The organism is Ruegeria sp. SCP11, from assembly GCF_040329455.1.
Taxonomy (GTDB): Bacteria; Pseudomonadota; Alphaproteobacteria; order Rhodobacterales; family Rhodobacteraceae; genus Ruegeria; species Ruegeria atlantica_E.
The window spans coordinates 45,238-67,702 of the sequence record NZ_JBDZYG010000017.1 but is presented as its reverse complement, the minus strand read 5'-3'; the positions used below and the strand labels follow the sequence as shown (position 1 = coordinate 67,702).

The window sequence follows — 22,465 nt, the reverse complement described above, 5'->3', positions numbered from 1 at the left end:
CTTGGGCGGTGGGTTTTCGCCGCTCGAAAACTGCACCGTTGCCTTGTGGCGCAGATCAGGCATGCTGGAGGCAATTATAAGAGCAGAAATTTGAAACAGGAACCGATCATGCGCATTGCATTGATGCTGGCCATCCTGGCCTTTGCGACCCTGTCCTGCGGTCGCAGCAGTCCTCTGCCCCAACAGGTCGAGGCTAAAGCTTTTCTGAGTACAACCTCACCTTCGGTCATTTACCCGGCCTTTGGTGATGCCGACCCGCATGACTGGAACGGAAGGCACCCGGGCCACTATCCGGTACACGGATTGGACGTATCGCGCTGGCAGGGGCCGATAGATTGGCATCGAGCCAAGGCATCGGGCGTCAGTTTCGTGTTCATCAAAGCGACCGAGGGTGGCGACGTGGCCGACCCCATGTTCGACGACCACCGACGCGGCGCGCAGGCCGCAGGGGTACCGTGGGGTGCGTATCACTACTACTATTTCTGCCGCCCAGCCCATGAACAGGCGCGTTGGTTCATCAAAAACGTCCCCAAGGGGGCTGACTTACCGCATGTGCTCGATATGGAATGGACCCCGCACTCCCGAACTTGCAGGTTGCGCCCTGATGGCACCACCGTTCGGGCCGAGGCGAAGCGTTTCCTCGATATTCTGGAACGCCACTACGGGCGCCGCCCGATTGTTTACACGACCGTCGATTTCCATGGTGATACGGATATCGGCCGTTTGCGCGGAACCGAATTCTGGCTGCGGTCCGTTGCCGGGCATCCGCACAAGGTCTATCCCAAGTCGCCTTGGAGGTTCTGGCAATACACCGGCACCGGATTGGTGCCGGGAGTGCAGGGTAAGGTGGACATCAACACCTTCAATGGCCACCCCGAGACCTGGGCTCGCTGGAAAGACGGCTAATCCTGCGACTTCTTATAGGCGTCCCACATATCGGGCCGCCGTTCGCGGGTAATCTGTTCCGACATCTCGTGCCGCCAGTTTGCGATGCGCCCGTGGTGGCCGGACATCAGGATGTCGGGGATAAGGCGCCCTTTCCATTCGGCGGGTCGGGTGTATTGCGGGTGTTCGAGTAGGCCGGACGAAAAGCTCTCCTCTTCGGCCGAGGCTTGGTTCCCAAGCACGCCAGGGATCAGCCGTACCGTGGCGTCGATCAGCGCCTGCGCTGCAATCTCGCCACCGGTCATGACGAAATCCCCTAGGCTGACTTCCTGCACGCCGTAATGTTCCAGCACCCGTTCATCAACACCTTCGAAACGACCACACAGCAAGGTCATACCGTCACAGCGTGCAAGGTTCTGCATCATGCGCTGATCCATCCGACGTCCACGGGGGCTGAGATAGATCAGCGGCCAATTGCCCTGTACTCCCGCCATCGTCTGTTCGATCGCTTCACCCAGCACATCGGCGCGCAGCACCATACCCGCACCCCCACCTGCGGGCGTATCGTCCACGTTGCGGTGCTTGCCGATCCCGAATTGGCGCAAATCGACCGTTTCCAGCTGCCAAAGACCCTCTTGCAGAGCCTTTCCCGTCAGGCTTTCTCCCAACACCCCGGGAAAGGCCGAGGGGAACAGTGTGATGATCTTGGCCTTCCACACACCATGCAGGTCCGGCGTGGGAGTCATCAGCTCACGCGGTTTCATTGTCGGACGGATCGCCTTACGGCCGTGGGATTTGCTGGGCTTGTCTGTCATGTCGTGCCGATCAGGGTGTCTTTTGCGCGTTCAATAATCGCGGTCTTTTGCTTGATTAGGGCAGCCTCGCCCAAGCGTGAGCGGTTTAGATCCAGCAGCTCGGCCAGAACATCCTCGGGCAGGCGGTTATTGACCTTAGAGGGCGGTATCAGAAGGTTGGCCTTGTCGCGCGGCAGGTCAAGATACTCGGCAAAGGGGGTGCCGGTGCCGTATCGGCGTAGTTGCAACTCTTCCAGCCAGTCCGAGGTCACAATGACCGAAGGTAATCGGTTCCGGATCTGATCCACCGTGTCCTCAAGCGGGGGCAACTGATCCATGTTTAACCGGTAGGTATCAAAATCATGTACCTGGCGCATCCGCTCCAGATCGTGCGCCCATAGACTGCGTAGCCATCCGTCGCGTTGGCGAAGGGACAGGTAGATCGTGATCTCGACCTCTTGGTTCGAAAAACGGTGACGGATCGCATCCACCAAACAAGCGGCAAGCTCAGGGGTGGCAGCATAGCCTTGTTCGATATTTCGACTGGGGCGCAGGCCCGCGAAGTTTTCCTCGCTAACGATGAGCCCGCGTTTGTCGCCGAAATCCAAGGTTTCAAGGAAGCCCCGCACTTGCGTGCCAAACTCTGCAAGCGTTCCAACGGTGCCATATACGGAATGGTTTGTAGCCGCCTGAGACAGGCCGGAATTGCGGGTTCGATAGGGCAACACCAGCGCAAAATGTGGCCAGATCAGTTCGCGATTTTCGTACAGAAAGGATTGCGCTGCGGTAGTACCGGTTTTGTGCAGGCCCAGATGCAGCAGAACGCGCCGCATCAGAGCAGCCCCTCGGGTGGGTCGGCGATGATGCGGCCTTTGTCCAGATCGACGGTTGGCACAGCCTCCAGCGTAAATGGTAGCAGGACGGTGGATTTCAGGCCCGGACCGTGCAGTTCCAAAAGATCGGTTGCGCCGTGGTTTTGCACCGATTTTACCCGTCCCAGCAGGGTGCCTCCGGTGTCATACACCTCAAGCCCGATCAGGTCGGTGTGATAGAATTCATCATCGGGAAGAGATGGCAACTGATCCCGACGCGCATAGAGGCGCAGGCCGTTGATTGCGTCTGCTTGCTCTTTGGTCTCAACGCCACCAAGACGGGCCGCGAACCCGTTCTTGATCGCACGCGTCAGCACAAGCGGATACCTTTCCGTACCAGCTTCGTCGGTCAGTGGAGAGTAGTTTTCGATGTCTTCAGGCACCGCGCAAAAGCTTTTCAGGCGCACTTCACCACGAACGCCGTATGCGCCTGCAACGCTGCCCACGCAGATCAGATCACTCATTTGGCCCTTCCACCGTCATACATATCCCGTCTTGCCAATTTCCGCGCGTCTCACAAGCCTCGCGCTGGTTCGAGCGTTCAAAAAACACGCCCACAATAAAGGCGATCATCAGAAGGATGGGAAGTCGAATAAGCCCGAACATCGTTAGCGTACCTCAACCGGCAAAGTGTCGTATCGGCGTTCCCAGCCGATGCGTTCCAGTTCCGGCGTGTCAGAGAACTCTTCGGGCCAGCCGACACAGAAATAGCCGATCAAGCGCCACTTCTCAGGGGCGTTCAGGTCACGCGCCAGCTGGTCAGGATCCAAAATTGAGACCCAACCCAGCCCCAACCCTTCGGTGCGCAGAGCCAGCCAGAACAGGGTAACAGCGGAAACGACCGAATAGCGCCGCATCTCGGGCATCGTACCCGCGCCCAGACCTTGCCCCTTGTCGGTGGCATCATCACAGAAAACAGCAAGCTGCACCGGGGCCTCTTGCATGCCAGACAGTTTCAACTGGCTGTATAGCTGCGCTTTCTCACCGGAATACCCCTCCAACGCCTGTGCGTTGGCGGCCTGAAAGTTCTCCAGCGCCGCTTTGCGCGCCGCCTCACTTTCGACGCGGATTACGCGCCAGGGTTCGCTCAGCCCCACCGAGGGGGCCAATCGAAACGCGTCGAGGCAGCGCGTCAGCACTGCCTCGTCAACAGGATCGGTGCGGAACCGGCGCACATCGCGCCGGAGCCGCATCAACAGATCGAACTGCGTGCGAAAATCGTGGGTGAAAGTCTGATCCTGCACGCGCCCGCCTGCTTATTCTTCTGCAGCAGCTTCTTCAGCCGGTGCAGCCGCTTCAGCAGCCTTGGCCGCTTTCTCTTCCGCGCGCTCCTGAGCTTTCTTGCCCGGAGTACCCTTGTTGGGGTTGTTGCGCTCGGCCTTGTCACGGGTGCCGGTAGCTTCCAGCATACGTGCGATACGGTCGGTGGGCTGTGCGCCCTGATCCAGCCAGTACTGAACGCGCTCCATGTTCATTTTCACGCGCTCTTCGCTGTCTTTCGGCAGCAGCGGGTTGTAGGTGCCCAGTTTTTCGATGAAACGGCCGTCGCGCGGCATGCGGCTGTCAGCAGCCACGATGCGGTAGAAGGGACGTTTTTTCGAGCCGCCGCGGGCGAGACGAATTTTCATTGCCATGGTGGTATCTCCTTTGGATGGCATCACGCCAGAGGCGTGTCTTTGTAGAGACCGGGATCGTTTCCGGCTATTCTTGGTATTCGTTGAACCGGAAAGTTACTCTTGGTGTTTCCGGTGGTGTCGGATGACTTCCTGAATGATGAAATTCAGGAAAGCCTTGGCGAAGTCGGGGTCCAGATCGGCCTCTTTCGCCAGGTCTTCGAGCCGTGCGATCTGCGCTGCTTCGCGCGAGGGATCGGACGGGGGAAGGTCGTGTTCGGCCTTGAGCTTGCCAACGGCCTGCGTGTGCTTGAATCGCTCGCCCAGCGTGTAGACAAGGATTGCGTCCAGCCGGTCGATGCTTTCGCGATGCTCTTTCAGCAGCATGGCAGCCTGCGCCACGGGGTTGGTCATTGGCCGGTCCTCTTGGTGCTCAAAGCGAAATTGGTCATGCGTAGGCCTCCATGCCGCCATTCACCAGATCGGCGGGGGCAGGGTGGCGCCAGATTTCGGTGGTGCCGAATTTTGGATGTTCGTAGTGGTAGTCGAGTTCAGCGTCCAACCGTTTGGCCACGGCTTTGCTTGCGTCGTTGTCAGGGTCGATCAGCGAAATCGCCGTGTCCCAGCCCAGCACGTCATAGGCATAGGCGCGCGCGGCCAGAGCGGCCTCGGTCGCATAGCCCTTACCGGTGGCATGGGTCATCAGGGTCCAACCTACTTCGGGCTCGGGCCAACCTTCGGGAAACCACAATCCGATCCGACCGACATAGGTGCCGGTGTCTTTTTCATCGACGCTCCAATACCCGTAGCCACGCAGAGCCCAATGACCAAAATGCAGGGCAATCACCCGCCACACTTCATCCCGGCGCAGAGGTCCGCCGACGTACTTCGCAGCATCACTGGCAAAGAACTCGGCGTCCGCGTCCAGATCAGTTTCGGACGGCGCGCGCAGGATCAGGCGCTCGGTCTCAAGCCGGGGGATATGTTGGGTGATCGGGTTCACTTCTTCTTACCGAACCCGCTGAGGCCCGGGGGCAGGGCCATGCCGCCGCCCATTCCAGGCATACCGGGCATCTTGCCGCCCATAGCCTTCGCCGCCTGTTCCAGCGCTTTGGGGTCCATACCCGCGGCCATTTCCTCAGGCGAGGGGCCACCTTTGCCGAACATGCCCTTCATGGCCTGTTTCAGCATCTTGCCTTTGCCCATCTTGCCCATCTTCTTCATCATGTCCGACATCTGCCGGTGCATCTTGAGCAGCTTGTTGAGGTCGCTGACCTCCATCCCCGAACCGGCCGCGATCCGCTTCTTGCGGCTGGCCTGCAGCAGCTGCGGGTTGGCGCGTTCACGCTTGGTCATCGACTGGATCATGGCGATCTGCTGGCGCAGGATCTTGTCGTCCAGTCCGGCCTGATCCATCTGCTTTGCCATTTTACCCATGCCCGGCATCATGCCCATCATGCCCTGCATGCCGCCCATCTGGATCATCTGCTCCAGCTGCATTTTCAGGTCGTTCATGTTGAACTGACCTTTGACCATGCGCTTCATCATGCGCTCGGTCTGTTCTATCTCCATCGTTTCCTGGGCCTTTTCGACCAGGGCAACGATGTCACCCATGCCCAGAATACGACCGGCGATCCGGTCCGGCTCGAATGTTTCGAGCGCGTCCATCTTTTCGCCCAGACCGACAAAGCGGATCGGCTTACCAGTCACGGCGCGCATCGACAGCGCCGCACCGCCGCGCCCGTCACCGTCCATCCGGGTCAGGACCACGCCCGAGATGCCGACCTTGGCGTCGAACTCTTCGGCGACCTCAACGGCGACCTGACCTGTCAGACCGTCAACCACCAGCAGGGTCTCGCGCGGATCAACCGCGTTGCGGACCTGTTCGACCTCATCCATCAGGACTTCGTCAATGTGCAGACGTCCCGCGGTATCCAGCATATAGACGTCGTAGCCGCCCAGCGTCGCCTGCTGCTTGGCGCGTTTGGCGATATCGACGGGTTTCTGTCCGGGCACGATCGGCAACGTATCGACGCCAACCTGCGTGCCCAGCACCGCCAGCTGATCCATCGCCGCCGGGCGATAAACGTCGAGCGAGGCCATAAGGACCTTCTTGCCCTCTTTCTCTTTCAGGCGTTTGGCAAGCTTACCGGTCGTGGTGGTCTTACCCGAACCCTGCAGGCCAACCATCAGGATCGGGGCAGGTGGGTTGTCGATCTTCAGCTTGCCGGGGTCTTCCTCGCCGCGCAAGGTATCGACCAGTGCGTCATGCACGATCTTGACGACCTGCTGGCCGGGGGTGATCGATTTGGTCACCGCCTGACCGGTCGCCTGTTCCTGCACTTTCTTAACGAATGCGCGGGCAACTGGCAGCGAGACGTCAGCCTCAAGCAGAGCGACCCGGACCTCACGCAGGGCGGTTTTTACGTCTTCCTCGGACAGGGCACCCTGTTTGGTCAGCCGGTCAAAGACGCCGGAAAGGCGTTCGGATAGATTTTCAAACATGCCTTCGGCCTCCTTAGCCGGTTATCTGGTGGCACTTCCTAGGTAGGAAACGCCGGTTAAATACACAATTGCCCCCACGGGCGAAACTCGCTGGTGGGGGGCGATCCCTGAACGACTCAAGGGACCGGAAGGTTAGACTCTTCCGGATGTTTGGCGCGGCGATACGCGAGGTGGTCTGAATTGTCAACACTGGCCGTTGTTGTGGAGCCCGGACTTCTGACCCTATCTTGAGCCTCATACAGCCCAAGGAATCGATCCATGACTTCACACAATCCTGCATCCCATCTGTCGGCTTTCGGCGCGGATAAGAAAAGGGCCAGCCCCCGAATGGCTGTAATTTCGGCCTTTGAACCCGAAATCGAGATTCTGCGCAAGCGGCTGGATGATCCCGAAGCCGTTCGGATCGTAAACACCGAGTTCGTGACCGGGCGCCTTTCAGGAAAGCCGGTCGTGGTGTTTTCCTCGGGCGTCTCCATGGTGAATGCGGCGATGAACACGCAGCTGGCTTTAGACCACTTTGACATAACGGGCATCGTTGTCTCGGGCGTGGCAGGCGGGGCTGATCCGGCCTTGTCGATTGGCGACATAACGGTGCCTGTACGTTGGGGTCAGTACATGGAAATGGCCTTTGCGCGCAAAGCCGGGGACGGATATCAGCTGCCGCCTTTCCTGAATTCGAACTTCCCGAATTTTGGCATGATGCACACGTTGAATATTGGCGTCTTCGAGGAACTTGCGGGGCATGGAAAAAGTCGGTTCTGGTTCCCCGCCGACGCGGGGCTTTTGGACGCGGCCCGGGCTGCCGCCGAGAAAGTTGCCCTGTCCGACACCGCTGCGGATGGAGGGACTCTGGCCCATACGCCCAAGGTCTATGTCGGCGGCGGAGGTGTGACCGGGACAGCCTTTGTGGACAATGCCGAGTTTCGCGAATGGGCGCATGACACGTTCGAGGCGCGGGTTCTGGATATGGAGACCGCGGCCATCGCACAAGTGGCGGACGCCAACGGGGTTCCACTTCTGGCCTTTCGGGCCCTGTCCGATCTGGCGGGCGGAGAAGCGGGCGCCAACCAGTTCGACACGTTCATAAAGCTAGCGGGCGGGAACCTGGCGAATATGGTCGAGGCTTTCCTGAAAGAGGTCGACTAGTAGTTTCGTCTTGATCCTGGGCGAACCTCCGCGTCTAAAGGCGCTGATTGACCAGGGCAGGAGAATCCATGGACGCCTCATCCGCTTTTCAAGACACATTGCCGCTCAGCTCTGATGCGCTGCTGGCCCAATTGGACGAATGGGGGCTGAGCTATCGCCTGCACACGCATGTGCCTTTGCGCACGGTGGAAGATGCCAAAGGGGTAGAAGATCAATTCATGGTGCCAGGCGAAAATGCGCTGCGGCTCAAGAACCTGTATCTGCGCGACAAAAAAAAGCGGAACTATCTGGTGACGCTGGAACAGAGCCGCGAGATTGATCTAAAGGCTCTGGGTGCAGAGTTGGGGATTGGCAACCTGTCCTTTGGCTCGGCTGATCGGTTGACGCAGAACCTTGGTATCCGACCGGGCGCGGTCAGCCCACTGGCGATGATCAACGGGGTACAGAACAACGTCCGCTTCTTCATGGACGGCGCGGCGCAACAGGCAGATGTCATCTATATGCACCCGCTGGTGAACGATCGGAGCGTGGCGATGGCGCGCGCCGATCTCATGGCCTTCTTCGACCGTATCGGCTGTGAAGTGACTTGGTTGCCCTGATCAGCCCTCCAACGCCTCTTTCAGTGCAGCAGTCACATGAGCCGCGGACGGGTTGATGAACAGATGCCCATCCGCCTCGAACACCGGGTCGTCCAGATGATCGGGGAAGGCCAGCGGCAATTCGGTACACGCGAGCAGAATGGCCGTGTCGGGTGCGGCGTGCTTGTTGCAAAACGCCAGCAAACGGGTGCGCGCGGCTTCAGAGGCCCCGCCATAAAACTCGCTGTCGATCATGGCCTGCATCTCGGCAATTTCGGTTTCGGGAAAACGATCATTGGCGGTGATGCCCTCTTTGGTCAGCCGGTCGGCGTAATCGGTTGCCTGCATGGTGACGGTCGTGCCCAAAACCAGCGCCCGGGAAGCGCCGGTTGTGGCGGTGACCTCGGCAGTGGCGTCGAAAATACTGAGAATGGGCATTGTGACGCCCTGCCGGATCGCGTGAAGCCGCGCGTGCGGAGTGTTCGAGGCGATGATGCCGAAATCGCAGCCTGCATGTTCCAACGTGAGCAGGGCTTCGCGAAACACAGCGTCGAACCCGGCCCAACTGGCCTCATCCTCCGCCACGCCGCGCAGGGCGCGGGTTTTGGCTTGCGTCACGGATTCGATGGTCATCGGCGGGATCGGTAGCGGAGAGCCGTGGCCGCGTTCGGCAAAATGCCGGCTCGCCCCTTCAGCAATCGCCCGGTAATAGTCAACGGTCGAGGCCCAGCCCACGCCGCCCAGAATTCCGATCTTTTTCATAACAAACGCCCAGTCTGCCAATTCCCGTTTCGGTGCAGACTGGACGTTTTGGATTGCAAAGGCCAGAGGTGATCAGGCCGCCAGTTCGGCCACGGCTTTGTGGGCGTTGTTCAGGGCCGCTTCTGCATCCAGCGCCATTTTGTCTGCAGCTACAACCTCAACATCTGTGATGCCGATGAAGCCCAGCACGTGGCGGACGTAGTCTGTTGCAAAGTCGATCTCGGATCCGACTGCCGTGCCACCCGATGCAATAGCCAGAACCACGCGTTTACCGTCCAGCAGCCCTTTGGGCCCGTTCTCGGTGTACGAAAATGTCAGGCCTGCACGGGCAACCAGATCAATCCAGGCCTTGAAGGCGGCAGGGACAGAGAAGTTATAGATCGGCAGGCCGATGACGATGGTGTCGGCGTCTTGCAATTCGCCCACCAGAGTATCTGACAGGGTCAACTGATTGCGCTGTGCGTCGCTACGTTGATCCGCAGGTGTAAAGTTGGCGTTTATCCAGCTTTCGGTCAGGAGGGGCAGGGGGGTTGCCAGATCGCGGCGAATAATACGAGCTGCGCCCAGGTGTTGAACGATCCGGTCAGACAGGTCACGGGTGGTCGATCCTTCGCGGCGGGCCGAGGCGTCGATATGCAGGATGGTTTTGGTCATTTCACTTGGTCCTTGTGATAGGGTTTTGCGTCTGCACCGAATATGGACGTTGCGTCTGTGAACAAAACTCGGATATATCAACATTGACTGTTGGAAATTGCACACAAGAAAATCGCCATGGACAATTGGGATGAAGTGAGAACCGCCTATCAGGTCGCCCGCATGGGGACAGTTAGCGGTGCGGCCGAAGTTCTGGGTGTGCACCACGCCACAGTGATCCGCCATATCGACGCGATCGAGGCGCGGTTGGGTGTTAAGCTGTTCCAACGCCATGCGCGCGGATACACACCGACCGAGGCGGGTGAAGACCTTTTACGTGTTGCGCAGGCGACCGAGGACCAGTTCAACCAATTGGTTGGTCGTATGAAAGGGCGGGGGGATGATGTCGCGGGCGAGCTTGTGGTCACTTCTCTGGCTTCGTTGGCGCCGCTTGTGGTTCCCGTTCTCAGTGAATTCCAGCAGCTCCACCCCGGCGTGATCGTGCGATATCTGACTGGAGACCGGCTGTTTCGCCTCGAATATGGCGAGGCGCATGTGGCGATCCGGGCCGGATCGGTGCCGGATCAACCGGACAATGTGGTTCAACCCTTCTGGAATCAGGAGGTTGGGCTATACGCCAGTAAGGAATATATCGCACGTCGGGGTGCCCCATCGGGCGTCGAAGATTTCGCCAATCACTCCTTTGTCGGTAATGACGACGAAAACAGCCGCGCCCCATTCTCGCAATGGCTGCGGGAGCACGCGCCAGACGAAGCGATCACTTTCCGATGCTCGAATAATTTCACAATGTATCAGGCGGTGCTGTCCGGGGCTGGGATCGGCTTCATGTCGCGCTGGGAGGCGGCGCGGAACCCTGAATTGCAGGAGGTCATGACCCATCTACCTGAATGGTCCGGTAAGCTGTGGCTGGTGACGCATGTGGATCTGCATCGCACGACCAAGGTGCAGGCCTTCCTGACCTTCCTCAAAGACCGCATGAAAGAGTGGATGGTGTGACGCCGCAGGCTCAAGGCCATCTGGCCATGCTTGCCTTTTCGGCGCTTGTGGCAGGCAGTTTTTCACTGGGCTCGATGATCGCAAATGAAATCGCGCCCGAAGCGATCACTGCGGCGCGCTTTCTGATTGCTTCTGTGTTGATTGGGGTCGCGGTGCTGTTGACCACTGGTTTGCCGCGCAGCGCGGCGCAAGCGCCGTGGCGTTATCTGGTGCTCGGCGGGCTGTTCGCCGCGTACTTTGTGTTGATGTTCCATGGCCTGAAAACCGCGCCGCCGGTTAGCGCGGCGGCCGTATTCACGCTGACTCCGGTGATGTCAGCCGTCGCCGGGTGGGTGTTGCTGCGACAAATCACAACGCCAAGAATGGCTCTGGCGCTTTCGGTGGGCGCATTTGGCGCTTTGTGGGTCATATTTCGCGCGGATTGGCAGGCTTTCAAAGCTTTTGAGATCGACCATGGCGAAGTCATCTATTTCTTTGGCTGCGTTGCGCACGCGGTCTATACGCCGATGGTGCGCAAGCTAAACCGAGGTGAGCCAGCGGTGGTATTTTCCTTTGGCACACTGGTCGCAGGCTGCCTGTTGTTGACACTTTACGGCTGGTCCGAAATTCGCTCGACAGATTGGGTCAACCTGCCGCTGATCGTTTGGGTTGGGCTTTTATATGTTTCGATCTTTGCAACGGCGGCGAGTTTCGTTCTCGTGCAGTTTTCAACGCTGCGACTGCCTTCGGCCAAGGTCATGGCCTACACATACCTGATCCCCAGTTGGGTGATCTTATGGGAGATTGCGCTGGGCCAGCAGCCACCCGCGTTGTTGGTGCTTGTCGGAGCAATTCTGACTGTCGTTGCACTTGTTCTATTGTTGAAAGTCGAAGATCAGCCACGCACCGCGACAAATCCCGTACCTAAATGAAGCTTGCTTTCCGGTCGGATTGTGCCAGCGTTGGCAGAGAAAACGCATAGGCAACTGACCATGAAACCAGTATTTTTTATGATCGCAGCGGCGGGTTTGTACGCCTGCACCCAAAATGTGCCCGACACCTCGGTGTCTGAAGCCGACCTGCAGGGTAGTTGTGAGGCGCTTGTTTCGGCCGAGACTGGGGTCGATCCCGATGGTGTAACAGCCGTTTCAACCCAGGCTAAACCAACAGGGTCGGTGACGACTTTGACAGTGGTCGGGGCACAAGCGCCCTGGCTGTGCCGCGCGGATCCGTTCGGTGTTATAACCGGCGTCGAGTATAGCCAGGAAGGGTAATTGCCTTTTCCTGTATTGGCCGAGCGTTGAGGTAGATCAAATCTCAAACATGCGAATATCTCTATTCTTGGGGCTGAGGAGGAATTCGCCATGTATACCCACATCATGTTCCCAGTTGACCTGCACCTGCCGCCCGAAGTGCGTAAGGCCGCAGACGTCGCAGCTGAGGTTGCCAAGTGGCAAGGAGCAAAGATTACAGTTGTCAGCGTAACCGGCACCCAGCCCGGTGACCCCGTTCAGACCGATGCAACAATCAACGAAGAGCTGCGCGTATTTGCTGAGCAACTAGCCAAGAATAGCGGGACCGATGTTGAGTTTCGCAATATCCATTCGGTCGATGTCGCGGCTGAGGTTGATGGCGATCTAAAGGGCGCCGCCGAAGAAATCGGCGCTGACTTGATAATTGTCGGCACCCACACTCCGCGGATAACCGACTATATCTTTTCAAGCCACGCGGGCTATTTGGCCAATCACGCCAACGTTTCCGTTTTCGTGGTGCGTTAATTTGGGTTAGGAGTCGTCGGACGCAGGCAGTTCGATTTCCAGGAACCGTTCGAACGCGTCCAGATTGACTGGTTCGAACTGTCCGAAACCCTGCATCCAAACCGATGCATTACGCAGAGCGTCCGGCTCCAGCTTGCACCACTTCACCCGACCGCGTTTTTCCTGGCTGATCAGCCCAGCCTTGGTCAGGATGACCAGGTGTTTCGAGATCGCAGCCAGCGACATCTCGAACGGTTCGGCTACGTCGGTCACGGCCATATCATCCTCAAGCAGCATTGCCAGAATAGCGCGGCGCGTGGGGTCGGCGAGGGCGGCGAATACGGTATCAAGGTCGTTTGACATGCAATCGCTGAACCACAGCCTTTGAGTTTGGTCAACCATTTGGTTGAATATGCGAAACCCGCGTTTTCAGCGTGAGGTATACTGATCGCGCGGTTTTTTGCTAGATCGATTCTGAAGTATTTTTCAATCAAAACAATATCTTGACGTGCGGCAATTCGGGCGCTCAATAGCGTTGACTCTGTGCGTCTTGGCCCTTAGCACCCTACCCAAGACTGTGCGAGGGATTTGCCCGTGACCGATGATGACCAAAAGCAGCGTATGGCGCAGCTGGAGGCCAAGATCGAGGCGGCGAAAAAGGCGAAAGTGCCTAAGCCCCGTGCAGATGCTGACGTGTCCGGGGGCGAGCTTGCCTGGAGGATGGTCATCGAAATGGTATCCGGTCTGGGGATCGGATTTGGCATCGGATACGGGCTGGACAGCCTGCTCGGGACGATCCCGATCTTTCTGGTGTTGTTCACATTGCTGGGCCTTGTCGCGGGCGTGAAGGTTATGCTCCGCAGCGCGAAAGAGGTTCAAGAGAAACAAGCGGCGGCTGAGGCGGCCGAGAAGGACGAGAGGGACTGAACGTGGCAACTGAGACCACCGCAGCAGAAGGCAGCAGCCTGGTTTTCCACCCGATGGACCAGTTCATCGTTAAGCCGTTGTTCGGTGACGGTGGCATTGCATGGTACACGCCCACCAACGTGACTCTGTGGCTGTTCCTGGCGATTGCGGCGATCTTTGGTTTGCTGGTGCTTAGCACCTCTAAGCGCGCGATTGTTCCGACCCGGATGCAGTCGATTGCCGAACTGGCCTATGGCTTCATCTACAAGATGCTGGAAGACATCTGCGGCAAGGAAGGCGTCAAGTACTTCCCCTATGTCATGACCCTGTTCATGTTCATCGTCTGCGCGAACTTCCTGGGCATGATCCCCATGTCCTTCACCACCACATCGCATTTCGCCGTAACCATCCCGCTGGCTCTGGCCGTGTTCCTGACCGTGACCGTTCTCGGTTTCGTCAAGAACGGCGCCGCGTTTTTGGGCCTGTTCTGGGTCTCAAGCGCGCCGCTGGCACTGCGTCCTGTTCTGGCGATCATCGAGCTGATCTCGTACTTCGTGCGCCCGGTCAGCCACTCCATTCGTCTTGCCGGTAACGTCATGGCTGGCCACGCCGTGATCAAGGTGTTCGCAGGCTTTGCCGCGATTGCCGTGATCTCACCCGTGTCCGTGCTGGCGATCACCGCAATGTACGGCCTCGAGGTCCTCGTGTCCTTCATCCAGGCGTACGTATTCACCATTCTGACCTGTGTTTACCTGAAAGATGCGCTGCATCCTTCGCACTAAGGTCCGATACCCCAACATCGAAACTTCCAATTCGTAAGGAGATACATCATGGAAGGCGATCTCGCACACATCGGCGCAGGCCTGGCAGCAATCGGTTCCGGCGCAGCCGCAATCGGGGTGGGCAACGTTGCAGGCAACTTCCTGGCCGGCGCTCTGCGCAACCCATCGGCGGCTGCTTCGCAGACCGCAACCCTCTTCATCGGTATCGCATTCGCAGAAGCGCTGGGCATCTTCGCATTCCTTGTCTCGCTGCTGCTGATGTTCGCCGTCTAATCTGCGGAACCTGATCCTTACGCGCAGGTGGGCCCAAGCCATAGCGGCCCACCTGTTGTAAAGACAACGTTCCGACGGAGGACATCATGGCGACTGAACCCATTAGCGAAGAAGTAGTAGGCTCGTGCGTCGATGCCGGTGGTTCGGCCATCGGGATGCCGCAGCTCTGCTTCGATTGGTTCCCCAACCAGATTTTCTGGCTGGTCATTACGCTGGTCGTCATCTTTCTGGTCCTGTCCCGCGTGGCTCTGCCCCGTATCGCGGCAATCCTGGCTGAACGTCAGGGGACCATTACAAATGACCTGGCTGCGGCCGAAGATCTGAAGGCCAAGGCGGTCGAGGCCGAAGAGGCCTATAACAAGGCGCTGGCCGATGCCCGTGCCGAAGCGCAGCGTATCGCTGCCGAAGCCCGTGCGGAAATCCAGGCGGACCTGGATGACGCGATTGCCAAGGCGGACGCGGAAATCGCTGCAAAGGCGGCTGAATCGGAGAAGGCAATTGCCGAAATCCGTGCCGGTGCGCTGGAAAGCATTCAAGTGGTTGCCAAGGATACGGCGGCTGAACTGGTCACTGCGCTGGGCGGCGAGGCGGATGCCAAAGCCATCGACGGTGCCGTTGACGCGCAGATGAAAGGATAAGTGACATGCGGAACACTCTTGCCCTTATCCTGACCTTCGGCGCAGCCAGCCCGGCATTGGCAGCTAAAGGCCCGTTCTTCTCGCTGGCCAATACGGACTTTGTGGTCTTCTTGGGCTTCATCGTCTTCATCGCGGTCTTGTTCTACTTCAAAGTCCCCGGCATGATCGGCGGCGCGCTGGACAACCGTGCCGAAGGCATCAAGGCTGAGCTGGACGAAGCTCGTGCCCTGCATGAAGAAGCGCGCACTCTGCTGGCCTCTTACGAGCGCAAGCAGCGTGAGGTGCAGACTCAGGCAGATGCTATCGTAGCCGCCGCGAAGGACGATGCCGTTCTGGCAGCTGAGCAAGCCAAAGCCGATCTGGAAAAATCCATCGCGCGCCGTCTGGCCGCTGCGCAGGATCAGATTGCATCGGCGGAAGCTTCGGCTGTGAAGGAAGTCCGTGATCAGGCCATCACTGTAGCCGTTTCGGCGGCTAATGCGGTCTTGGCCAAGCAGATGACGGCCACTCAGGCGAACAAGCTGATCGACGCGGCAATTGCCGATGTCGGAGAAAAGCTTCACTGATCGCCAGATACATGGTTTGAAAAACCCGAGGGCCCAAGGCTCTCGGGTTTTTTGTTTGTGACGTCAGGCGGTTTTTGTCGATTTACGCCAACTAACAAACCAGACGATCAGAGCGATCGACACAATTGCGATCTCAACCTTGAAGGTCCAATGGTTGAGAAAGGACAGGATCCAGTGGGAATGGGTCGCCTGCACAGTGACCAAAGGGTAAGTGGCATCCGTGAGGGGCCAAAGCCATGCAACTTGGCCCGTGATTGAATCCAGCATCATGTGGACCAACCCACCGGCACCAAAGAAGGTGACAACAGTGCCAGCTCGCGGCATCCAGAGTCGCAGTAGCGTGCCGCACAACAAAAATCCTGCCCATATGATCGGGCGGTGGGTCAGGTACGTGTGATGGTGGTACCCGCGATTATCGACAACATAGAACCAGAGGATGTCCACGTCCGGAGCGACCGCGCCCACCATTGCAGCCGCAAAGGCGAGTTTGCCCATATTTGGAGCCGCCGCCCGAAAGATCAGATAGGCGCCCGGCAGATGACCTATGAACATCAGGCCTCGCCGGTCTCGTGCTGCAACCGCTGCTGCGCGATTTCCTCGTTGCGAGTGGCTTTCTGCTGATCGGCCATGCAGCGTTCAACAAAGCTGAGGTGTTGTTCAACGGCCTGTCGCGCGCCTTTCGGGTCGCGGTCTTGCAACGCGGCGTTGATGGCGCGGTGCTGGTCCAATATGGCTCCGCGCGTTGTGCGCTGTTGGAACATCATCTGGCGATTGTAGAACACACCTTGTTGCAGCAGATCGTACATGGACCGCATCATGTGCAGCATTATTACGTTATGGCTGGCTTCAATAATTGCCATGTGGAACTGCGCGTCCAGATTGGCCTCGTCTTCCGAAGCATTTCGGGTATGGGCCGCTTCCATCTTATCAAAAATTGCCTGTACGACTTTCAGATCACTGTCTGAGCCCAGACGAGCGGCGCGTTCGGCGGCCAGTCCTTCCATGTCCCTGCGAAAGGACAGAAAGTCGAACACCGCTTCTTCTTGGCTGCTGAACAGCTGTACCAACGCTGGGGAAAAGGCCGACCCCAGAACCTCAGCGACATAGATGCCGGACCCGGCCTTTGCGGTCAGCAGGCCCTGATCCTGAAGGTTTGATATCGCCTCGCGCAGGGAAGGGCGGGATACGCCCAGCCTTTCGGCCAGTTCTCGTTCTGCCGGAAGCCGCTCGCCCGGTCGCAGGATGCCCCTCAGAATAAGCAGTTCGATCTGCTTCACCACAGCAATGGAGAGCTTCTCGGTCTGAATTTTTTGAAAAGGCATGCGAGTTAATCCGAAATTGGTCAAATCATATGACCACGTATTTCGGGCTTGTTCAAGAACACGGGTCTTTCATCTCTCACTTGATAGGTCAGAATTATTGACATTAATGGGGCAATGCCTAGGCTCCGGTGTATGAATGCGGAGGAGACTCATGTCGACGAAAGACCTGTTTGCTACGCGGACATCGCGGATGAAGGCGTCCGAGATACGCGAGTTGCTCAAGCTGCTAGACCAGCCGGGGATTATTTCCTTCGCTGGTGGCATTCCTGATCCGGCCCTGTTTCCGGCAGAAGGCTTCGCCACGGCGTTTCAGAATGCGTTGGGGGCGGACAGCCAGGCGCAGGCGCTGCAGTATTCGGTCAGCGAGGGTTACGTCCCCCTGCGTGAATGGCTGGTCGACCACATGCGCCAGATCGGCATCGAATGCGATCTCGACAACATCCTGATCACCTCGGGTTCGCAGCAGGCGCTAGACTATCTGGGCAAGCTCTACCTGTCGCCGGGCGATACCGCTCTGGTTGGTTGGCCAACCTATTTGGGTGCGCTGGCAGCGTTCAACGCTTATGAGCCGCGTTTTGATCGGCTTAGCATCTACGGCAACCGCAGGGCTGCAGAATACACTGCGGCCGCAGGCGAGGGGGCGGTTAAGTTTGCCTATCTCTCACCTGATTTCGCCAACCCCACCGGAGAGACCGTGGACCTGCGCGGTCGGGAGGCTCTGTTGGACCTGGCCGAAGAGTTGAACTGCGCAGTGATCGAGGACGGGGCTTATCAGGCCCTGCGCTATGACGGAGAGGCGATCCCCCCGGTTCTGGCGCTGGAACTGGCACGCAAGGGCTCGATCGAGTCCTGTCGGACGATCTATTGCGGTAGTTTTTCAAAGACACTGTCTCCGGGTTTGCGCGTCGGCTGGGTTGTGGCAGCCAAGCCGGTGATCTCGCAACTGGTGCTGATGAAGCAGGCGGCTGACCTGCATTCGGCGACAATCAATCAGATGGCCATCAATGAAGTGGCGCGGGCCTGTTTCGACACGCATATCCCCATGCTGCGCCGCGTCTACGGTGCGCGTCGCGATGCCATGCTAGAGGCACTGCAGGAACAAATGCTAGATGGTGTGGAATGGACTAAACCTGAGGGCGGCATGTTCGTCTGGGTGACACTGCCCAAAGGCATGGACGGGGCTGACTTGCTGGCCCGTGCGCTGGAGACGGTCAAAGTCGCATTCGTTCCCGGCGGGGCGTTCTTTCCAGACGAAACCGGGGCCAATACGATCCGGTTGAGCTTTTCCAACTCGGATGAAGCGACCATTCGCGAGGGTATTCGCCGGTTGGGAGAGGTTCTGCGCGCCTGATCGCAGGAAAGGATCTGTTAACCATATTGCGGCAAAGCTGGCCGCATGATCCGGTATCTGTTTTTCCTATCGGTGCTGGCTGCCTGTTCGGCCGGCACCACCTATTTTCGTGACTTACCAGCCACCCGTGTGGCGGTGAATGGCAGCGTCTTTGACGTGCGTGTGCGCGGGGAATTGGCGGAGGCCGTGCGGGTCAACACGCAATACGCGCCACGTCTTGGCCCAATCCGGGACCGGGCTGGGTTGGCGATGGCACAGGTTTCGGGTTGCCCCATTCTGGACGTGCTGGGCGATGCTGCAGTAACGGTCGGTGTCCTGGGCTGTGACCGGGCAGCAGGGGAGCGTTTGTTGCTGACCTCTATCTCGACCCGAAACTATGAATGCATCGACTATGGCGTTTATGAGGACCTTGGCTCTGACTATGGCTATCAGGTTTTTGAGTGTACGCCGTACTGAAGTGCGCGTTTTCCTGCGTATTTCGGCAAGATATTGTGGATAAGTAGGGGTGATATCCCATATCCTGCGTAACTCCGTTGACTCAACCCCAATCCCTTGCGCAGACTTCAAAGACACAGGAATCACAGGACTTGTCGCCTTTGCGCTTCAGCAAACTCAAACTCACCGGCTTTAAAAGCTTTGTTGATCCGACCGATCTGATTATCGCGGATGGGTTGACCGGCGTGGTGGGGCCGAATGGTTGCGGCAAGTCGAACCTTCTGGAAGCTTTGCGCTGGGTGATGGGCGAGAACCGCCCAAAATCCATGCGTGGCGGCGCGATGGAGGATGTGATATTTGCTGGCGCGGCCACGCGTCCGGCCCGCAACTTCGCCGAAGTTGTCCTGACCATGGACAACTCGGAACGGCTGGCTCCCTCGGGCTTTAACGACAGCGACCAATTGGAGATCGTGAGGCGCATCACTCGCGATGTTGGTAGCGCCTACAAGACCAACGGCAAGGATGTGCGTGCGCGCGATGTGCAGATGCTGTTCGCGGATGCCTCGACAGGGGCACATTCGCCCGCGTTGGTGGGACAGAACCGGATTGCCGAGCTTATCAACGCCAAACCGCGCGCCCGGCGTCGTATTTTGGAAGAGGCCGCAGGGATTTCGGGGCTCTATCAGCGTCGGCACGAGGCCGAGCTGAAACTCAAAGGCACCGAGGCCAACCTGACCCGCGTCGACGATGTGTTGGAGCAGTTGGGCACACAGCTGGCACAACTTGCCCGTCAGGCCCGTCAGGCCGCGCGCTATCGCGAGATTGGTGAACAACTGCGGCAGGCTGAGGGAATGTTGCTCTATCGCCGCTGGAAAGAGGCCGACATGGCCCGCCAACAGGCGGAAGAGAAGCTGCGTGAGCGGATCACCGAAGCGTCCCGCGCCGAGGCCGAGGCCCGCGCGGCCGCTGCCAAACGCGCTGAGATCGAAGAGACGCTCCCGCCTCTGCGCGAAGAAGAGGCCATCGCCGCCGCGGTCCTGCAACGCCAGCAAGTGCAGCGTGACCAATTGGCGGATCAGGAGACTCGCGCCCGCCAGACCATCGAAACCCTGACCAACCGTATTCAGCAGTTGGGCAACGACATCGAGCGCGAGGCGGGCCTGAACCGCGATGCGGGCCAGATGATCGAACGACTGGAGTGGGAAGCGCGCGAGCTGACCAAAGCTGCCGAGGGGCACGACGATAAGGTGGCCGAAGCCGCGGAGGTTGCTCGAGAAGCTGCAGCTGTACTGCAGGATCGCGAAGATCACCTTTCGCAGGAAACCGAGGATATGGCTCGTCTGGTGGCTCGACACCAGTCGGCGCAACGCTTGGTCGAAGACAGCCGCAAGACGCTGGCCCGGTCTGAAGGCGAAGAAGAAAAGGCGCGTGCGGCCGTAGCAGAAGCCAAAACAGCCCTGACCCACGCCAGCGAGGCATTCGAGACCGCGCAAGAGAATGAGGAAGAAGCCCGCGAAGCCGCTGAGGCGGCTGAAGAGGCGCTGGCCGCTGCCGACGAGTTGCGCAATGATACGCAAGCGCGCGAGGCCGAGGCCCGGGCGCAACGATCTGAAGCCGAGGGTGAATTGGGCGCGATCCGCGCGGAAACCTCCGCTCTGGCCAAGTTGGTTGAACGCGATACCGCAGAAGGCGGGCAAGTGCTCGATATGCTGCGTGTTGCGCCGGGTTATGAGAAGGCGTTGGGTGCAGCTTTGGCCGATGACCTGCGCGCACCGCTAGTCGAAGGGGACGGTCCCTCGGGCTGGGTTCCGGTGGACGGCTATGACAGCGATCAACCATTGCCTGATGGGGCAGAGCCTTTGGCGCTGCATGTCTCGGGGCCGGATCGCCTGAGCCGCCGCATAGCGCAAATTGGATTGGTAGGCGCAGATCAGGGCGCGCGGCTACAGGCCTCGTTGAAACCGGGCCAGAGATTGGTATCGCGATCCGGTGACTTGTGGCGCTGGGACGGGTTCCGCGCCTGGGCCGAGGATGCACCGAGCGCTGCCGCCCTGCGGTTGGAACAGCTCAACAAGCTTGAAGCACTGAAACAGGAACTCACACGTGCCGAGGCGCAAGCTGGCGGTGCCCGTGCGGCGCATGAGGCGTTGTCTCAGCAATTGGCTGATGTCACCGAAGCTGACCGCCGTGCGCGCGAGGCCCGCCGGGCTGCTGATCAGCGCATGGCCGAGACAGCACGCCAGCTTAGCCGGGCTGAGGCCGATCGCAATCTGGCGCAGGGCAAGCTTGAAACCCTGACCCTCGCCGTAGATCGCCATAAAGAAGACGCCATGTCCGCTCGTGCCCAGTTGCGCGAAGCCGAAGGCGCGCTGGCAGACCTAGGCAATCTCGACAGTGCCCGCGCGCAGGTTGAGGATATCAAGCAGACCGTCGAGGCCGCGCGGATCACCATGCTGACTCACCGTTCGACCCATGACGAATTGCGGCGAGAGGGCGAGGCGCGGACACGTCGCTCGCAAGAAGTGACAAAGGATCTTAGCGGGTGGCGGCACCGTTTGGACAGTGCAGAAAATCGGATTTCTGAACTGGCTGAGCGCAAGGAAAGCTCGGAAGAAGAACTGACCGAGGCCATGGCGGCCCCCGGCGAAATCGCTGAAGCTCGCGAAGAACTGAACGAGCTGATCGAAGCCGCTGAGACCCGCCGCGCCGAGGCCGCCGACAAGCTTGCCGAGGCTGAAACCCAGCAGCGCGAGGTCGTGTTAGCAGAACGCGACGCCGAGCGGCTTGCCTCGGAAGCGCGTGAATCACGTGCGGCGGCTGAGGCGCGCTGTGATGCGGCGAAGGAAAGTGTGACCGCGGCTGCCGAACGCATTGCCGAGGACCAGCAGCTGACCCCGAACCAGCTGCTGAATCAACTGGATGTGAACCCCGACCAGATGCCTGCTGCCGATGCGCTTGAAGCCGAGGTCAACCGCCACAAGCGTCAGCGTGACGCGATGGGTGCGGTGAACCTGCGTGCCGAGGAAGATGCCAAGGAAGTTCAAGAAGAATTCGACACGCTGAACAGCGAAAAGGCCGATCTTGAAGAGGCGATCAAGGCCTTGCGCAGTGGTATCGCCAGTCTCAACCGTGAAGGGCGTGAGCGGCTTTTGACCGCGTTCGAACAGGTGAATTCAAACTTCGCGATGCTGTTCAAACATCTCTTTGGCGGCGGTGAGGCCAATCTGGTGATGGTCGAAAGCGACGACCCGCTGGACGCAGGGCTTGAGATCATGTGCCAACCTCCAGGCAAGAAGCTGTCCACCCTCAGCCTGTTGTCGGGTGGTGAACAGACCTTGACGGCGACGGCGTTGATCTTTGGTGTCTTCCTCGCCAATCCGGCGCCGATCTGTGTGCTGGATGAGGTAGACGCGCCACTGGATGACGCCAACGTTACCCGTTTCTGCGACTTGCTGGACGAAATGTGCCGCCAGACTGATACGCGCTTCCTGATCATCACCCACCATGCTGTGACAATGGCACGGATGGATCGTTTGTTTGGTGTGACCATGCAGGAGCAGGGTGTCAGTCAGCTGGTATCGGTCGACCTGAAAAAGGCTGAGCAGATGGTCGCTTGACCCATCACCGCAACGTTATGCCTGTTTCAGCGCC

Annotated in this window: 28 protein-coding genes; 15 read left to right on the top strand and 13 right to left on the bottom strand. The window is 59.0% G+C overall.

Features of this window, described 5'->3' with window-relative positions:
* Positions 1–108: 108 nt before the first annotated feature.
* Positions 109–906, top strand: a complete 798-nt coding sequence (locus tag ABLN94_RS21140; protein ID WP_352996177.1) for a glycoside hydrolase family 25 protein — start codon at positions 109–111, stop codon at positions 904–906.
* On the opposite strand, the gene trmD is transcribed toward ABLN94_RS21140, so the two are convergent.
* The 8 genes from trmD to ffh all read right to left on the bottom strand — a co-directional run bounded on the left by trmD (position 903) and on the right by ffh (position 6,669).
* Entirely contained in the window at positions 903–1,700 is a 798-nt protein-coding gene (gene trmD, locus ABLN94_RS21135; RefSeq protein ID WP_352996175.1) for a tRNA (guanosine(37)-N1)-methyltransferase TrmD, read from the bottom strand. The genes ABLN94_RS21140 and trmD overlap by 4 nt on opposite strands.
* Positions 1,697–2,512: a hypothetical protein gene (locus ABLN94_RS21130; protein WP_352996173.1), complete on the bottom strand. Its 816-nt coding sequence runs from the start codon at positions 2,510–2,512 to the stop codon at positions 1,697–1,699. Before ABLN94_RS21130 ends, trmD begins: the two co-directional genes overlap by 4 nt.
* Entirely contained in the window at positions 2,512–3,015 is a 504-nt protein-coding gene (gene rimM / locus ABLN94_RS21125) for a ribosome maturation factor RimM (RefSeq protein WP_352996171.1), read from the bottom strand. Before rimM ends, ABLN94_RS21130 begins: the two co-directional genes overlap by 1 nt.
* 144 nt (positions 3,016–3,159) lie before the next feature.
* A complete protein-coding gene (gene bluB, locus ABLN94_RS21120) occupies positions 3,160–3,795 on the bottom strand; it encodes a 5,6-dimethylbenzimidazole synthase (RefSeq protein ID WP_352996169.1) in 636 nt (211 codons plus the stop codon).
* A 12-nt stretch (positions 3,796–3,807) separates the two neighbouring features.
* Positions 3,808–4,185 (bottom strand): 30S ribosomal protein S16, encoded by a 378-nt coding sequence (rpsP, locus tag ABLN94_RS21115; protein WP_352996167.1) that lies wholly within the window; start codon positions 4,183–4,185, stop codon positions 3,808–3,810.
* A 96-nt stretch (positions 4,186–4,281) separates the two neighbouring features.
* Positions 4,282–4,578, bottom strand: coding sequence for a chorismate mutase (locus ABLN94_RS21110; protein ID WP_170493735.1), 297 nt, complete (start codon positions 4,576–4,578; stop codon positions 4,282–4,284).
* A 34-nt stretch (positions 4,579–4,612) separates the two neighbouring features.
* Positions 4,613–5,167: a GNAT family N-acetyltransferase gene (locus ABLN94_RS21105; protein ID WP_352996165.1), complete on the bottom strand. Its 555-nt coding sequence runs from the start codon at positions 5,165–5,167 to the stop codon at positions 4,613–4,615.
* Positions 5,164–6,669, bottom strand: coding sequence for a signal recognition particle protein (ffh, locus tag ABLN94_RS21100; protein ID WP_352996163.1), 1,506 nt, complete (start codon positions 6,667–6,669; stop codon positions 5,164–5,166). Before ffh ends, ABLN94_RS21105 begins: the two co-directional genes overlap by 4 nt.
* Before the next feature lie 258 nt (positions 6,670–6,927).
* Between ffh and ABLN94_RS21095 the strand changes: the two genes are divergently transcribed.
* Both ABLN94_RS21095 and ABLN94_RS21090 read left to right on the top strand, forming a co-directional pair.
* Positions 6,928–7,815 (top strand): 5'-methylthioadenosine/S-adenosylhomocysteine nucleosidase, encoded by an 888-nt coding sequence (locus tag ABLN94_RS21095; RefSeq protein WP_352996161.1) that lies wholly within the window; start codon positions 6,928–6,930, stop codon positions 7,813–7,815.
* Between the two features lie 68 nt (positions 7,816–7,883).
* Positions 7,884–8,414, top strand: coding sequence for a prolyl-tRNA synthetase associated domain-containing protein (locus ABLN94_RS21090; protein ID WP_352996159.1), 531 nt, complete (start codon positions 7,884–7,886; stop codon positions 8,412–8,414).
* Here the strand turns inward: ABLN94_RS21090 and ABLN94_RS21085 are convergent, their stop codons facing one another.
* Both ABLN94_RS21085 and ABLN94_RS21080 read right to left on the bottom strand, forming a co-directional pair.
* Positions 8,415–9,155, bottom strand: a complete 741-nt coding sequence (locus ABLN94_RS21085; RefSeq protein ID WP_352996157.1) for an aspartate/glutamate racemase family protein — start codon at positions 9,153–9,155, stop codon at positions 8,415–8,417.
* A gap of 72 nt (positions 9,156–9,227) precedes the next feature.
* Positions 9,228–9,809, bottom strand: a complete 582-nt coding sequence (locus ABLN94_RS21080; protein WP_352996155.1) for an FMN-dependent NADH-azoreductase — start codon at positions 9,807–9,809, stop codon at positions 9,228–9,230.
* A 117-nt stretch (positions 9,810–9,926) separates the two neighbouring features.
* Here ABLN94_RS21080 and ABLN94_RS21075 point away from each other — a divergent pair, with 117 nt between their 5' ends.
* The 4 genes from ABLN94_RS21075 (at position 9,927) to ABLN94_RS21060 (ending at position 12,562) form a co-directional block, all read left to right on the top strand.
* A complete protein-coding gene (locus tag ABLN94_RS21075; RefSeq protein WP_352996154.1) occupies positions 9,927–10,805 on the top strand; it encodes a LysR family transcriptional regulator in 879 nt (292 codons plus the stop codon).
* Positions 10,802–11,716, top strand: coding sequence for a DMT family transporter (locus ABLN94_RS21070; RefSeq protein WP_352996152.1), 915 nt, complete (start codon positions 10,802–10,804; stop codon positions 11,714–11,716). Before ABLN94_RS21075 ends, ABLN94_RS21070 begins: the two co-directional genes overlap by 4 nt.
* 60 nt (positions 11,717–11,776) lie before the next feature.
* Positions 11,777–12,058, top strand: a complete 282-nt coding sequence (locus tag ABLN94_RS21065) for a hypothetical protein (RefSeq protein ID WP_352996150.1) — start codon at positions 11,777–11,779, stop codon at positions 12,056–12,058.
* 90 nt (positions 12,059–12,148) lie between these two features.
* A complete protein-coding gene (locus tag ABLN94_RS21060; RefSeq protein WP_352996148.1) occupies positions 12,149–12,562 on the top strand; it encodes a universal stress protein in 414 nt (137 codons plus the stop codon).
* A 6-nt stretch (positions 12,563–12,568) separates the two neighbouring features.
* On the opposite strand, the gene ABLN94_RS21055 is transcribed toward ABLN94_RS21060, so the two are convergent.
* The gene (locus tag ABLN94_RS21055) at positions 12,569–12,904 is read right to left on the bottom strand and encodes an ArsR/SmtB family transcription factor (protein ID WP_352996146.1); all 336 of its coding nucleotides are present in this window, start codon (positions 12,902–12,904) and stop codon (positions 12,569–12,571) included.
* Between the two features lie 231 nt (positions 12,905–13,135).
* Here ABLN94_RS21055 and ABLN94_RS21050 point away from each other — a divergent pair, with 231 nt between their 5' ends.
* The 5 genes from ABLN94_RS21050 to ABLN94_RS21030 all read left to right on the top strand — a co-directional run bounded on the left by ABLN94_RS21050 (position 13,136) and on the right by ABLN94_RS21030 (position 15,706).
* Complete coding sequence (locus ABLN94_RS21050; RefSeq protein ID WP_352996144.1) at positions 13,136–13,468, top strand: AtpZ/AtpI family protein; 333 nt, start codon at positions 13,136–13,138, stop codon at positions 13,466–13,468.
* A gap of 2 nt (positions 13,469–13,470) precedes the next feature.
* Positions 13,471–14,229 (top strand): F0F1 ATP synthase subunit A, encoded by a 759-nt coding sequence (locus ABLN94_RS21045; protein ID WP_352996142.1) that lies wholly within the window; start codon positions 13,471–13,473, stop codon positions 14,227–14,229.
* A 48-nt stretch (positions 14,230–14,277) separates the two neighbouring features.
* Positions 14,278–14,502, top strand: coding sequence for a F0F1 ATP synthase subunit C (locus ABLN94_RS21040; RefSeq protein WP_005981269.1), 225 nt, complete (start codon positions 14,278–14,280; stop codon positions 14,500–14,502).
* 86 nt (positions 14,503–14,588) lie between these two features.
* Positions 14,589–15,140 (top strand): F0F1 ATP synthase subunit B', encoded by a 552-nt coding sequence (locus ABLN94_RS21035; RefSeq protein ID WP_170493778.1) that lies wholly within the window; start codon positions 14,589–14,591, stop codon positions 15,138–15,140.
* Between the two features lie 5 nt (positions 15,141–15,145).
* A complete protein-coding gene (locus ABLN94_RS21030; protein ID WP_170493781.1) occupies positions 15,146–15,706 on the top strand; it encodes a F0F1 ATP synthase subunit B in 561 nt (186 codons plus the stop codon).
* Positions 15,707–15,769: 63 nt separating this feature from the next.
* Here the strand turns inward: ABLN94_RS21030 and ABLN94_RS21025 are convergent, their stop codons facing one another.
* Together ABLN94_RS21025 and ABLN94_RS21020 are read right to left on the bottom strand one after the other, a co-directional pair.
* On the bottom strand, positions 15,770–16,258 hold the full coding sequence (locus tag ABLN94_RS21025; RefSeq protein WP_352996138.1) for a metal-dependent hydrolase: 489 nt from the start codon (positions 16,256–16,258) through the stop codon (positions 15,770–15,772).
* Positions 16,258–17,028 carry an FCD domain-containing protein gene (locus ABLN94_RS21020; RefSeq protein WP_352996136.1) on the bottom strand — a complete coding sequence of 257 codons (771 nt, stop codon included), beginning with the start codon at positions 17,026–17,028 and terminating at the stop codon, positions 16,258–16,260. Before ABLN94_RS21020 ends, ABLN94_RS21025 begins: the two co-directional genes overlap by 1 nt.
* Positions 17,029–17,179: 151 nt before the next feature.
* On the opposite strand from ABLN94_RS21020, the gene ABLN94_RS21015 reads away from it, so the two are divergent.
* The 3 genes from ABLN94_RS21015 to ABLN94_RS21005 all read left to right on the top strand — a co-directional run bounded on the left by ABLN94_RS21015 (position 17,180) and on the right by ABLN94_RS21005 (position 22,431).
* Complete coding sequence (locus ABLN94_RS21015) at positions 17,180–18,379, top strand: PLP-dependent aminotransferase family protein (RefSeq protein ID WP_352996134.1); 1,200 nt, start codon at positions 17,180–17,182, stop codon at positions 18,377–18,379.
* 45 nt (positions 18,380–18,424) lie between these two features.
* On the top strand, positions 18,425–18,835 hold the full coding sequence (locus tag ABLN94_RS21010) for a hypothetical protein (protein ID WP_352996132.1): 411 nt from the start codon (positions 18,425–18,427) through the stop codon (positions 18,833–18,835).
* Between the two features lie 140 nt (positions 18,836–18,975).
* A complete protein-coding gene (locus ABLN94_RS21005; protein ID WP_352996130.1) occupies positions 18,976–22,431 on the top strand; it encodes a chromosome segregation SMC family protein in 3,456 nt (1,151 codons plus the stop codon).
* The last annotated feature ends 34 nt before the right edge of the window (positions 22,432–22,465 follow it).

Coding starts and splice junctions, on each gene's coding strand:
- ABLN94_RS21140 (WP_352996177.1), top strand. CDS start 109: ATGCGCATTGCATTGATGCTGGCCATCCTGGCCTTTGCGACCCTGTCC.
- trmD (WP_352996175.1), bottom strand. CDS start 1,700: ATGACAGACAAGCCCAGCAAATCCCACGGCCGTAAGGCGATCCGTCCG.
- ABLN94_RS21130 (WP_352996173.1), bottom strand. CDS start 2,512: ATGCGGCGCGTTCTGCTGCATCTGGGCCTGCACAAAACCGGTACTACC.
- rimM (WP_352996171.1), bottom strand. CDS start 3,015: ATGAGTGATCTGATCTGCGTGGGCAGCGTTGCAGGCGCATACGGCGTT.
- rpsP (WP_352996167.1), bottom strand. CDS start 4,185: ATGGCAATGAAAATTCGTCTCGCCCGCGGCGGCTCGAAAAAACGTCCC.
- ABLN94_RS21110 (WP_170493735.1), bottom strand. CDS start 4,578: ATGACCAACCCCGTGGCGCAGGCTGCCATGCTGCTGAAAGAGCATCGC.
- ffh (WP_352996163.1), bottom strand. CDS start 6,669: ATGTTTGAAAATCTATCCGAACGCCTTTCCGGCGTCTTTGACCGGCTG.
- ABLN94_RS21095 (WP_352996161.1), top strand. CDS start 6,928: ATGACTTCACACAATCCTGCATCCCATCTGTCGGCTTTCGGCGCGGAT.
- ABLN94_RS21090 (WP_352996159.1), top strand. CDS start 7,884: ATGGACGCCTCATCCGCTTTTCAAGACACATTGCCGCTCAGCTCTGAT.
- ABLN94_RS21085 (WP_352996157.1), bottom strand. CDS start 9,155: ATGAAAAAGATCGGAATTCTGGGCGGCGTGGGCTGGGCCTCGACCGTT.
- ABLN94_RS21080 (WP_352996155.1), bottom strand. CDS start 9,809: ATGACCAAAACCATCCTGCATATCGACGCCTCGGCCCGCCGCGAAGGA.
- ABLN94_RS21075 (WP_352996154.1), top strand. CDS start 9,927: ATGGACAATTGGGATGAAGTGAGAACCGCCTATCAGGTCGCCCGCATG.
- ABLN94_RS21065 (WP_352996150.1), top strand. CDS start 11,777: ATGAAACCAGTATTTTTTATGATCGCAGCGGCGGGTTTGTACGCCTGC.
- ABLN94_RS21060 (WP_352996148.1), top strand. CDS start 12,149: ATGTATACCCACATCATGTTCCCAGTTGACCTGCACCTGCCGCCCGAA.
- ABLN94_RS21055 (WP_352996146.1), bottom strand. CDS start 12,904: ATGTCAAACGACCTTGATACCGTATTCGCCGCCCTCGCCGACCCCACG.
- ABLN94_RS21040 (WP_005981269.1), top strand. CDS start 14,278: ATGGAAGGCGATCTCGCACACATCGGCGCAGGCCTGGCAGCAATCGGT.
- ABLN94_RS21035 (WP_170493778.1), top strand. CDS start 14,589: ATGGCGACTGAACCCATTAGCGAAGAAGTAGTAGGCTCGTGCGTCGAT.
- ABLN94_RS21030 (WP_170493781.1), top strand. CDS start 15,146: ATGCGGAACACTCTTGCCCTTATCCTGACCTTCGGCGCAGCCAGCCCG.
- ABLN94_RS21025 (WP_352996138.1), bottom strand. CDS start 16,258: ATGTTCATAGGTCATCTGCCGGGCGCCTATCTGATCTTTCGGGCGGCG.
- ABLN94_RS21020 (WP_352996136.1), bottom strand. CDS start 17,028: ATGCCTTTTCAAAAAATTCAGACCGAGAAGCTCTCCATTGCTGTGGTG.
- ABLN94_RS21015 (WP_352996134.1), top strand. CDS start 17,180: ATGTCGACGAAAGACCTGTTTGCTACGCGGACATCGCGGATGAAGGCG.
- ABLN94_RS21010 (WP_352996132.1), top strand. CDS start 18,425: ATGATCCGGTATCTGTTTTTCCTATCGGTGCTGGCTGCCTGTTCGGCC.